This is a genomic window from Paenibacillus camerounensis, assembly GCF_000723885.1.
GTDB lineage: Bacteria > Bacillota > Bacilli > Paenibacillales > Paenibacillaceae > Paenibacillus_AQ > Paenibacillus_AQ camerounensis.
Genome location: NZ_CCDG010000023.1, coordinates 14,675 through 27,963, shown reverse-complemented (window position 1 = coordinate 27,963; position 13,289 = coordinate 14,675). Strand labels below are relative to the sequence as shown.

At 42.0% G+C, this 13,289-nt stretch carries 5 protein-coding genes; 3 read left to right on the top strand and 2 right to left on the bottom strand.

The genetic code is table 11. The features are described from left to right. The first annotated feature begins 154 nt into the window (after window positions 1-154). The 3 genes from BN3772_RS31220 to BN3772_RS09475 all read left to right on the top strand — a co-directional run bounded on the left by BN3772_RS31220 (window position 155) and on the right by BN3772_RS09475 (window position 7,945). Window positions 155-997, top strand: a complete 843-nt coding sequence (locus tag BN3772_RS31220; protein WP_052380440.1) for an AraC family transcriptional regulator — start codon at window positions 155-157, stop codon at window positions 995-997. 236 nt (window positions 998-1,233) lie between these two features. Beyond that, on the top strand, window positions 1,234-6,882 hold the full coding sequence (locus BN3772_RS31495) for a rhamnogalacturonan lyase family protein (RefSeq protein WP_042199081.1): 5,649 nt from the start codon (window positions 1,234-1,236) through the stop codon (window positions 6,880-6,882). Between the two features lie 265 nt (window positions 6,883-7,147). Then, window positions 7,148-7,945 (top strand): polysaccharide deacetylase family protein, encoded by a 798-nt coding sequence (locus BN3772_RS09475; RefSeq protein ID WP_042199080.1) that lies wholly within the window; start codon window positions 7,148-7,150, stop codon window positions 7,943-7,945. Window positions 7,946-8,809: 864 nt separating this feature from the next. Here BN3772_RS09475 and BN3772_RS09470 read toward each other — a convergent pair. Next, window positions 8,810-10,684 (bottom strand): ABC transporter ATP-binding protein, encoded by a 1,875-nt coding sequence (locus BN3772_RS09470; RefSeq protein WP_042199079.1) that lies wholly within the window; start codon window positions 10,682-10,684, stop codon window positions 8,810-8,812. Next, the gene (locus BN3772_RS09465; protein ID WP_042199078.1) at window positions 10,681-12,408 is read right to left on the bottom strand and encodes an ABC transporter ATP-binding protein; all 1,728 of its coding nucleotides are present in this window, start codon (window positions 12,406-12,408) and stop codon (window positions 10,681-10,683) included. The genes BN3772_RS09470 and BN3772_RS09465 overlap by 4 nt, the downstream gene beginning before the upstream one ends. Window positions 12,409-13,289 lie beyond the last annotated feature (881 nt).

The following is a 13,289-nucleotide window of genomic DNA, read 5'->3' as shown; positions in this document are numbered from 1 at the left end:
AATGTAATACATTCTTACGGACGCTGAAAAGCCCATGCCGGCGAGGCATGGGCTTTTACATTCAATGGGGGGAATAATCCGATTATGTGTTCCTGTGATGAAAGAGTTAGTAACTTGTAAAAACGAGATTATTAATAGCAAGGGGAGAAATCTTATGGATTCACACAGGTATAGTCTGAATAATCTTACCGTCCATATTCATTTTGTGCTTAACAAAGTAACCTATCCGGGCTGGGAAGATATCCGTAATCTTGTAAATGTGCACAGCCTATATTGGATTCATGAGGGGGAGGGGGTATTTATAACCAATATTGAACATGAGGTAAAAGCGGGAATGCTAGTTTATCTAAAACCTGGTCTTCACCTGTCTATGCGTGCTAAAGCGAATGCTCCGCTCCGAATGACGATGCTGCTATTTGATTGTGCAGAACTGTCGTATGAAGCAGTATGGAAGGGATTCGTTCAAATTGAGGACCTGAAACTACCTTTTTTAAGCTATTTTTCGGAAAGAAAGGCCGAAACATTAGGGGATTCATTCTACGATATTTATAAGAATTGGATGCCTGGAATGAACGATGGCGCAGTCGTGTCCCAAGCAAAATTATTAATATTGCTATTTAACCTTCACCAGACTATACAGGCAGACTGGAACCTAATCGGCTCCGGAGCTATGGCTGCTTTTGAACAGATTAAAAGTAAGCTTGAAAATTCATATATGACTCACCATCGAATTACAAAGCTTGCCAATGAGTATGGAATTTCAGCATCTCACTTGCGAAAACTATTTTTACGCAATACCAGCATGGGGCCTAAAGAATATCATATGCATATTCAAAATCAACATGCTTGCCGTTATCTTGTCTTCACGAATTACACAATTAAAGAGATTGCCAAGTTATGTGGCTACTATGAAGAGTATCACTTCAGCAAGATATTTAAAAAACTGAATGGAATTCCACCTACCATATATCGGAGCAGGAATAGAGAGGAGACCTAGATAAAAGATTTTTCTGCGAATTCCGGCATCAAAACATACAATTCAAATGATTTTTTTTCCATTTTAAACAACGGGTTTACATGATACGATTCCAGTTAAAAGAGTTGGTATTGATATCCATATTGTAATGGTTATTAAGCTGAAAGCTGGAAGGAGGATAAAATAAAGATGTAACAGGATCATTTTTATGTAAACGTTTCCTATAAATAATTCTGAAAAGCAGGTGAAATAAGAAAATGAATCTTTTAAAAAAAAGCTCGATGGTAAAAGTTATATTGTCGTGGATGATCATCATTTCATCAGTATTTCCAGCAGTCGCATCTGGCGCTGAAGATGTGGAAACTGCCAAAGTACAGTATCCATTATTATCGCTAAAATATGATTTCGGAACAGCTGCAAGTGCTGTTATGGATGGCTACACCGGTGTGCATGAATCCTTGCTGTATACAAGTGATCTCGGATATGGATTAGACCAAGCAATAGCATCAAGAAAACGCTCCGGAGGCGATGACCTTACTAATGATTTTGTACTTGGAACATCCTATAATTTCCTGATAGATTTACCTAATGGAGAATATGATGTTACTGTCTACTCCGGGGATATACTTGCAGGTACAAGTACAACAAAAACTATTGTTTCACTCGAAGGTACTACTGCTGGGACGGTTACAAGCAAACAACAAGTTAATCATACTACGTATCATACTAAAGTCAGCGATGGCCAACTCACAGTGGGTATTTCCGGGAATGGTACCAGCGGATTCCTGAACGGATTGGTTATTCAGCAAGTTTTGGCAGCTCCTCCAGCAGCTCCAACAGGGCTTACAGTTGACGCTGTTAATGACAGTAACGTATCGCTTAAATGGAGCACCGTTACGGATGCAGTATATTATAAGGTATATCGCAGTACTGAGGCTGAAGGTACTTTATTGGTTGGAGTTACTGCCGCCACGTACTATACGGATCTGCAAGTAACCAAAAATATAAGTCACACCTATTTTGTAACCGCTATCAATTCTGAGTATACAGAATCCGGTTTCAGTAGTCCCGCGGTAGTGGAAGTCAAAGATGTCACTCCGTTAGAGCCTCTACTTGAGGGAGACGTATATTCATTAGATTTTGGACCTGGTGAAGCGGCTGAAGGCTACCTTAAGGTTGAGGCCGGGGCACTTTATTCGGCAGAGAGCAGGTATGGATTTACAGATACAGCTGCCGTAATTGGAATAAACAGGGGGACAGAAGATGCCCTCAGATCGGATTTTGTTATTCCTGCAGATACGGGATTCAACATTGATCTGCCGAACGGTGATTACACCGTATCACTTATAGCGGGGGATAGCAGCGGAGAAACAAATATTTCAATTAATGTAGAAAGCATTCAAAAAGTAATGCAGACAACAAAAACCGCAGGACAGTATCTGGAGATGGATTTTGAAATTGCGCTCGTGGACGGACAAATGAACTTTTTATTCAGTGGAAATCGACCTGTATTAAATTCATTGGTTATTAAAAAACAGGATGAGCGCACTGCTGGAGATAAGCCTATCCTTTATATTGCCGGTGATTCTACCGTCCAGACCTATAACTCATATTGGAAGCCTCAAGCGGGTTGGGGGCAAATGCTGGATAAGTTTTTCAGTTCAGCAGTCCAGATTGATAATCAGGCCATTGGTGGTCGTAGTTCAAAATCTTTTATTGTTGAGGGCAGGCTGGATAGCATACTACGGGCAATTAAGCCTGGAGACTATTTTCTAATTCAATTTGGACATAACGATGCGACGGTCAGTGTACCGGCACGGTATGCATCACCTGCAGATTACAAAAAATATTTAAAAACTTATGTGCTGGGTTCAAGACAACGGGGTGCTACACCTATCTTAATAACACCAGTGGGCCGGCGCGATTATAAAACAGAAACCAATTCCTTTAACGTAAGTTTTGCCGAATATGTACAGGCAATGAAAGAGGTAGCCAGCGAACTGGACGTGAGGATGGTCGATCTTAGCGCAAAAAGTATTGCTTACTATAATTCTATCGGTTTTGAAGCTACACGGGCAGTTTTCTTATATACTGAACCAGATGTGTATACAGCTTTTCCTAATGGTTCCAGTGATAATACTCATTTTCAGGAGTATGGGGCTATTCAGTTAGCTCGATTACTTGCCGGAGGTATTGCTGAGTTAGATCTTCCTTTATCTGATGAGGTGACCGAAATTGAATTGCCTGCAACGGTTCCTGTGGAACCGGACGGGCTTGTAGCGGGTAGCATAAGTAATAGTGGTGCCCTGCTTAAATGGAATGCTGTGGCTGGAGCAGATATATACAAAATTTATCGCAAACTTGCTTCAGCTGATGAAGCTGCTTATACCATGGTTGGATCCTCAACAGTACCTACAATATCAATAAGTGGAATGTCTGAGGGGAATAGCTATACAGTAAGAGTAACAGCTGTAAACGGCCGTGGAGAATCTCAGCCCTCTGACCCGGTAACCATTACAACAAAACAATCGCAATACCGATTTGACTTTGGACCTGTCGGTGCTCCAGTAGCTGAGGGCTATACTGAAATAACACGAAATGTTATTTATACATCCGAGTTAGGTTATGGACTTTTATCCAGTAATGGGATGAATGACCGTGATCGTGGCAGTGGTACAGATGCCTTACGAAGGGATTTTGTAATCTATTTTGGCGGATCGTATGAATTTAAGGTTGATCTGCCGAACGGTTATTACTCGGTTAAGATTTATGCAGGAGACTGGCTGGGTGCTACCAAAACAAATGTTGCAATTGAAGGAAAGGAATACGGTACAATTTCATCCGGTAAAGGGAGTATTGCTGAGAAGGAATATAGTCAGCTCTCGGTCAAAGACGGGCAGATGAATCTGGTCTTCAGCGGTACAACGGCTCATTTGAACGGAATAGAAATCACACCGTTAATGCTTGCACCATCAAATCTTAAGCTCGACCACCTTGATTTAAACAGCGAGCCTGTAAAAGTCTCCTTATCGTGGGATGAACTTGATGGGGCAACTAAGTACAGGATATACCGGCAGGCTACTGTAGCTCAAAAGGCTGAAAGGCTAGATGAAATAAACACAGCAAATTATACTGATTTAACAGCAGACATAGGAATTAATTATCAATATTGGGTAACTGCCTTAGATAATACCGGAATGGAGTCAGTATCGTCGAATCAACTCATGGTATCTATGATAGACCCTTCAGTTGCAAAAGCTGCAGTACCAAGCGGATTAAAACTGGATACCATCCATAAAAATGATATTAGCTTCAGCTGGAACGAAGATGATTCAGCAAAAATGTTTAATATTTATCGTTCTAAGAAAGCGGATGGCGAATACAGTTTGATTGGACAATCCAAAGAGTCCTCTTACACCGATAGTACAATTCTAAGTACTGTTCCATATTATTATAAAGTAGCTTCAGTCAATGCAGGCGGGATATCCGATTTCTCACCGGTATTGGATACTCCGATCGTTACAGCATTATTCCGTAATATGGAAAATATCGACCGGTCACCGGTAGCTGTAAAAACTAATGAAGGCAATTATATTAGTTGGCGCATGCTTGGACTTGACCCTGATTCTATTGCCTTCAATGTGTACCGCGACGGGATAAAGATTAATTCTTCTCCGCTTACAGGCAGTACCAATCTGTTGGATGTAATTGGGACAGACAGTTCAAAATATACAATTAAAACGGTCATTGAGGGTTCGGAACAGCTGGCATCTGAAGTATTCGGTGTGTGGCAGCAGCAATACCTTTCAATACCACTACAGAAGCCTGCCGACGGCTACACTAAGGATGGTCAGCCCTACACTTACAATGCAGGGGATGCCAGTGTAGGTGATTTAGACGGAGATGGAAAGTATGAGATAGTAATGCTGTGGTCGCCTTCAAACAGCAAGGACAATTCGCATTCCGGATATACTGGAATCGTCTACATGGACGCTTATAAACTGGATGGAACACGTCTGTGGCGGATTACTCTCGGCCCGAATATCCGTGCAGGAGCACACTATTCTCCATTCCTGGTCTATGACTTTGACAGCGACGGGCGAGCTGAGATTATGTTAAAAACAGCGGATGGAACAATAGATGCTCTAGGAAATGTAATAGGCGATGCAAAGGCGGATCACCGTAACAGCTCAGGTTATGTACTGCTGGGCGATGAGTACTTGACAGTATTTGATGGACTGACAGGAAAGGCGATGGATACCGTCGATTATGATCCAGCGCGTGGAGATGTTGGTTCGTGGGGAGATACCTATGGCAACCGTGTTGACCGATTTCTGGCAACCGTAGCTTATTTGGACGGCGAACATCCGAGCGCAGTCTTCAGTCGTGGTTATTACACCCGCACTGTGCTGGTTGCTTACGATTATGAGGATGGGAAACTGAATAAGGTCTGGCGATTTGACTCCAGTGAAGAAGGTTATGAAGAGTACAGCGGGCAAGGAAATCATAATCTTTCGGTAGGAGATGTCGACCGCGATGGTAAGGATGAGATTACCTTTGGGGCGATGGCCATTGATGATGACGGATTACCCCTCTACAATACAGGACTGGGTCATGGCGATGCCATTCATTTTGGAGATTTGGACCCAACCAGGCCAGGACTGGAAGTAGTGGATGTTCATGAGCATACGAATTCTAAATACGGACTCGAAATGCGGGATGCTGAAACGGGTGAAGCCATATGGGGAGTTTTCACAGGTATCGACACTGGACGTGGGATGTCTGCTGATATTGACCCAAATTATCCTGGTGAAGAAGCTTGGGCTGCAACTATCACTAACGCTCAACAAATTCCGGTAACAGGCATTTATAGTGCCAAGGGTGAGTTGATTACCACAAATCTCCCAACCTCAACGAACTTTGGTGTATGGTGGGACGGAGATTTGCTGCGGGAGCTTATGGATAGTAACCGTGTCGATAAATGGGACTATGAGAACGAGACTACAGTCAATCTTTTAACAGCAACAGGGGCGGCGTCAAATAATTCTACCAAGGCCAATCCAAGCCTGCAAGCTGACTTGTTTGGAGACTGGCGCGAGGAAATTGTATGGCGGTCCACTGACAGTAGTGAGCTACGGATTTACACCACAACAGATTTGACAGATGTCCGTATCCGCACACTCATGCATGATCCGATCTATCGTCTGGCAGTGGCTTGGCAGAATGTAGGATATAATCAGCCGCCGCATCCCGGCTTTTATCTGGGTACCGGAATGGAAATGCCTCAAGCACCTGCTATTCAAATTGTCGGTGGAGAAGTAAAAGCTACGGATACTCCTGGAGATCCTGTACTATCCAGCAACAACGGGCACGATACAGGGCTGCTTGACGGGGAATATCAGATTACAATGAATATGTGGTGGGGTAACAACGGGACCAGCTATAGGCTGTATGAGAACGGTAAGCTTATCGACAGTCGAGCCATCACGGATGATTCTCCAGCGGCACAAACATTTAAAACCGATGTTGCAGGAAGGGGCAATGGCACATACACGTATACAGCTGAACTAACGAATTCTTTAGGTACAACAGTCTCCCGTCCGCTTGTAGTGACTGTTAAAGATGCTTCTCCCTCCAAGCCTGTCTTATCGAATGATAATTGGGACGGGGATGGGAATTTTATAATAACGATGAATATGTGGTGGGGGACGAATGGTACTACGTATCGTTTGTATGAGAATGGTGTGCTGGTTGATACACAGACACTTACTGCCAATTCTCCCAGTGCGCAGACTGTTGTGACAGCAATTTCGAATCAATCTGGCGGAGTGTATGAATACAAGGTAGAGCTGTCTAATCATTCAGGCACAACTGAAAGTGCTGTAATGAAAGTGACTGTGAATTAACAAGCAATTCTGGTAAGGAAGCGGAAGGGCCCCAGGATCAATAGATCTGGGGTCTTTTCGTAATTAAGAATCGTTTAACAGCTGATGCATGAATAACGGTACAAATCCGCTATAACGACCAGTAAAGGTAAACAGGGAAATACATGACAACGTTCTTTAATCAAGCTCGAATTTTACAAACAAAGATTATTTTTTCCCATTCCAGATGATAACCGGGCATGATACGCTTCCTTTAAGCAGATGAACTAATTAGGGGGCCAGGGAAATGCCGAAGATTTATCTAGCTTTTCCAGAGGGGAAGCATAAGGTACTGACGATGAGTTATGATGATGGCAGGCAATTCGACAGGCGGCTAGTCGGGATTTTTAACCAGAATGGAATGAAGGGAACATTTCATCTGAACTCCGGACTGCTTGGTGAGGGCGATCGAATCTCCGGTGAGGAAGCGGTAGAATTGTACCGGGGACACGAAATTTCCGCACACACCGTTACGCATCCGACAATAGCTAGATGTCCCAAAGAACTGGTAGTTCGGGAGGTTCTGCAGGACCGGGAACAGCTAGAGAGCTTAACAGGTTATACTGTGCGTGGTATGTCCTACCCTAACGGATCATACAGTCAGGAGATTAAGAAGATGCTGCCCCATCTGGGCATTGAATATGCCAGAGTAGTCCCCAGCACAGGGAAATTCATTATGCCGGAGGACCTCCTCGAATGGAGTCCGACCTGTCATCATAAAGAGAATTTATTAGATTTGGGGCGGCAATTCATCTCACTTAACAAGCAACAATATTTGTACATGATGTACGTGTGGGGCCACAGCTATGAGTTCGATCAGGATAATAACTGGGATGTAATCGAAGAATTCTGCCGACTAGCAGGCGGAAGAAACGATATCTGGTATGCCACGAATATACAGATTGTCGACTATCTCAATGCATACCGACAGCTTAAGTTTGCTGCCTTGGGCCAGTTTGTGTGGAATCCAGGAGCGGCATCGGTATGGCTTAATGTTGATAACACGATTGTTGAGGTTAAAGGGAACAGTCAGGTGTATTTTTGACTTTGTCAGATGCCATCTGTATCATCGTTAATTACTTGGTAAGCTGACCGGGAAGGCAGCTATTTTGCTTCAACGACGTGTCGCAGATAGAGAAAAGGGCGCTGATGAAGAGCTTTATCATGAGTTGTATGAGGAATAACCGAATTGTCTGTGTAGCTGGAAGCAGAAATAAAATGCGCTGTACTGTGGCACATTCGGTTTATAATTATGCATCTTACGATGGACCTTGCTAAAGTGATCCGGTTAATGGGTGAACGGGCGAAGCTTAAGCAACTGGAACATATAACGTTCAAGGTATTGAAAAAAGCGGCTGGGTTTGTGTTTGCAGGCAATAATGGAAGCGGTAAGAGTACAATCCGCAGCATAATTGTTGATAGTCGTGATGTCAGTGTAAATATTAGTGAGCTTACACACTAATTCAAATTAATAATTACAACGTTTTCATTTTTTCGTATTCTTATAAAAGATAGGCTTCAATGCAATTATTGACTGATGAAATTTATACATAAGGAGGTTTGAAAAATAGGTTTAAAAATATTGACTCAAACAGATAATATTTTTTTATATAAAAATGAAAACATTGTAATTATGGAGAAAGGATAGAGTTATTATTTGAGGGGATGATTAGAGTTGGTACAGAACACGGCATGAATTTGTCTGTGTCATGTCTGCTTTTATTCGGAGTATCTGGTATCTGAACATTTGCTGCTCCTACATGGGGTGTGGATGCTGTGGAACCGGAATCAGTAATGGCACTGGTGGATTGCCCTAAATGTGTATACAGCATGTATATCAGTATATCAAAAAGGAGTACGCCGCTGGTTGTATACAGTGCGTACTCCTTTTGTCATTATCTAGACTTAATCATACTACCACTTTTTCCCTTACTTGATAGAATTGACTGTTATACAAGTCTGCATAGAATCCCCCCTGTTTCAGTAGCCACTCGTGGGTGCCCTTTTCAATCACACTGCCATTATTCATTACCAGAATAAGATCGGCGTCCCGAATCGTAGATAATCGATGTGCAATTACGAAGCTTGTTCTACCTTTCATCAGCTCATTCATAGCTTTCTGAATGTAAATTTCAGTACGCGTATCTACGCTGCTCGTCGCTTCGTCCAAAATAAGAATCGACGGATTTGCCAGGATCGCCCTGGCAATCGTCAGGAGTTGCTTCTGGCCATGAGAAATATTCGAGGCTTCTTCATTCAGAATCGTATTATACCCATCCGGAAGGGTCCGAATGAAATGATCCGCATGGGCTGCTTTTGAAGCTGTTATGATCTCCTCTTCTGAAGCTCCTTCGCGGCCGTAAGCGATATTATCTCGGATGGTACCATTAAAGAGCCAAGTGTCTTGAAGAACCATACCGAACTTACTGCGAAGGTCACTGCGCTTCATATCAGTGATATTCACACCATCAATCGTAATCGCCCCGCTATTTAGTTCATAGAAACGCATAAAAAGATTGATGAGTGTCGTCTTTCCTGCTCCTGTCGGCCCTACAATGGCAATGCTCTGTCCGGGCGACACATCAATGTTCATATCTTTGATAAGTAAGGAATCTTCTTTGTACCCAAAATCAACATGTTCAAATTGAACTGCGCCTCGAGGATACATAACCATTGTAGCATTCTGAACCTCTGGCACTTCTTCTTGCTCATCCAAGAGCTCAAATACACGTTCAGCACATGCTATTGTTGATTGAATGATGTTGGCAATGCTTGCTGTTTGAGCAATCGGTTGCGAGAATTGTCTCGTATACTGAATAAAAGCTTGTACATCCCCGATGCTGATCCTTCCATTAGAGACAAAGATACCACCCACGACACACACAAATACATAACCTATATTACTAACGAAACTCATCAATGGCATAATCATTCCAGAAAGGAATTGAGCCTTCCAACCAGAAAGATACAAGTTCTCATTGATTTCTTCAAAATCCTTTAGCGTTTGCTCTTCGAGTCCAAATGCCTTTACAATCTTATGTCCTGTGTACATTTCCTCGACGTGTCCATTCATATCACCCAGAGACTTCTGTTGTCCCTTAAAATACTTCTGTGATCGAGTAGCCACACCTTTTACAACAATCACACTTAGAGGTAAGGTGACTAAGGTAATAAGCGTCAACCATGGACTAATCGTCAGCATCATGATAATGACCCCGACAATGGTCACAACCGATGTAATCAGCTGGGCTAAACTTTGTTGTAGTGTTGTACTGATATTATCGACATCATTTGTAGCGCGACTAAGAATTTCGCCATGTGTCTGGGAATCGAAATATTTGAGCGGCAAGCGAGATAACTTACTGTTAATCTGCGCCCGCATATCAAGTACAACTTTCTGAGCTACACCAGCCATCAGATACTGTTGTATATAACTGAATAGCGCACTGATGATATAAAAACCAGCCAGAATCAGCAAAATTTGAGTGATATAATGGAAATCTATTTTGGCATCTGGGACACCTTTACTTATTGCAATGATACCTTCAAATAATTTAGTTGTTGCTTTCCCCAGAATTTTGGGGCTTACAATACTAAACATAGTACTTAGTATTGCCATCAGTAAAATGAATATCAATGTAATCTTGCGAGGTTGTAGATACTGAATCAATCGCTTTAAAGAGCCCTTGAAGTTTTTAGCCTTCTCTCCGGGCATAATACTTGCCGGTCCACCTTGGCTGCGGCTTCGTCCAGCAGACTTGTTTTTTCTTACCTTTTCACTCATGCGCTTTCCTCCTCTGACAACTGTGAGGATACAATCTCACGATACACGCCACAGGTATCCATTAGCTCTCGATGTGTACCCGTTCCAGCAATGCCGCCATTATCCAACACGATAATTCGATCTGCATCCATCACGGTACTTACTCTCTGTGCTACTAAGAGTACCGTTGCATTCACAGTTACTTCTTTCAGGGCGGTACGAAGTTTTGCATCCGTCTTCATATCTAGCGCTGAGAAACTATCGTCAAATACATATACTTCTGGCTGCCTAACCAATGCACGAGCGATAGATAGCCGTTGTTTTTGACCGCCCGATACATTACCGCCACCTTGAGCAACCTCGGATAGGAATCCGTCCTTCATATTGGATATGAATTCGGTAGCCTGTGCAATGTCAGCCGCACGTTGAATCTCTTCATCAGTAGCATTTTTTTTACCGTAACGTATATTATCTGCAACAGTACCGGTGAAAAGCAATGACTTCTGGGGAACAAAACCAATCTTCTCCCGTAATTGTTCTTGAGAAAATTCTCGGACATCTACACCATCTAAAAGCACTTTTCCGCTGCCTACATCATAGAAGCGCGGGATAAGACTCAATAATGTGGATTTACCTGATCCGGTGCCGCCAATAATTGCGGTTGTCTCACCCGGTCCGGCATCAAAGGAAATGTTAGAAATCGCTGGTTGCTCTGCACCAGGATAATGGAATGTTACGTCTTTAAATGAGAGGTAGCCCCTTTGAAGGTTGGCTTGTTTAGGTTGTGAGGGGTCATTAATTTCCGGTGCCATATCGAATACCTCATTAATCCGAATAGCCGAAGCAGAAGCTTTTGGAAGGATAACAAAGAGAACAGATACCATAATGAGCGAGAATATAATTTGTGCCGAGTATTGAATAAATGCCATTAAAGATCCCACTTGCATATCGCCGTTACTTATACGGATTCCGCCAAACCAGACAATGGCAATGGTCGAGAAATTCATAACTAACATCATGATCGGCATCATAGCAGCCATAATTTTGTTTACTTTAACCGCTGTGTTTGTTAAATCTACGTTGGCATCTTCAAAGCGCTTGGTCTCATGTTCAGTACGATTGAATGCGCGAATCACTCGCATTCCTGTAAGATTCTCACGTAAAACACGGTTCAACGTATCTAACTTCACCTGCATAGATTTAAATAGTGGAAGTCCCCTCAGCGCTATAATCGCAATGGCTGTAACTAGTAAAGGAATGATGACTACAATAACAAGCGATAACTCGGCATCTTTATTTACGGCCATGATCATACCGCCAATGCACATCATCGGTGCACTGATCATCATACGAAGAAGCATAATAAGCACTTGCTGAACTTGATAGATATCATTTGTGCTTCGGGTAATCAGAGATGCAGTACCAAACGTATCGAACTCCTGCAGGGAGAAATTCTGTACATGACGGTACATTTTACTCCGTAATCCTTGGCCGAATCTTATAGCCACACGTGAAGAGAAATAGCTTACTCCAATCGAACAAGCCGCCCCAATGGCTGCAAATAATAACATCATACCGCCAATTTTCCAGATATACGGGATATCACCGTTAATGATCCCTTTATCTACGATGTCCGCCATTAGTGTAGGTAAGTACAAGTCTGATAAAGACTGCATAAAGACCAATGCGAACACCACTAGGATCGGAAGCCGGAAGGGCTTTAAATACCTAAATAATCTCATCATATTATTCATCCCCATTTTCAGTCAGAATCACGTTTATCCTCAAAATAACTATGAGCTTTAGTGAGAAAACCTGCTAGTTTATCGTTTTCTTATTCACCTAAGAGTTGAATTTATCTGTTATATGAATTCTCTGTTATCGCCACTCTTCTTGCGCAGTTCTTTAAGAATCGCTCTCCATCTCTAATTTCTTATGTATTTGTGTATCTTTCGGAGCTATGACATCTAGTATTTTACTAATCTCAGAACTTTAAAACCTGCTGGATTTAGCCACCTCCTCCTCATTAAGCAGAGCATAAGCATCATTCTTTGGGTTTGACAGCCTTAATATGCATGGTGTCTAAACTCAGCTTTATTAACCTCTTTATGGCTATGGAAATAAATAACTTCTCAGCATTTGCCATTACGGAAGTGTATTCACCTCTTAGTCATTTAATATTTCGGTACTAATGTAGTATAATTTCAATCTGAATAAATTGTCAATATTTGTCTGAAATTTAAAATAAAAACCATAAATACATTTTTGAAGGTGGGCAACTGTAGTCTTCATAAAGGTTTTTGTGGAATTTAACAACTAATAATTGAATTATGTGGCGTTTTATCAAAAAAAGTAATTTGATGGATTTACTCCTTCTGTTATTTTATGGTATGCTTATGGCGTTATATAGAGATTAAGTAAAAATAATACATCTAATGGCTTTATTATACAAAAAAATAATGCGGCTGTTGAGATCTTCGCTAAATAAATGCTATTCAAACGTTAGGTTTGGTCTACATCGACGTTAGATTATATTGCAGTGAAGCGTGAAACAGTCTCCCGAGGAGGATGTGTATTTTGCTCTGCATATAGTAAATATTGAAATGAAAAAGGCAGTTAACAAGAG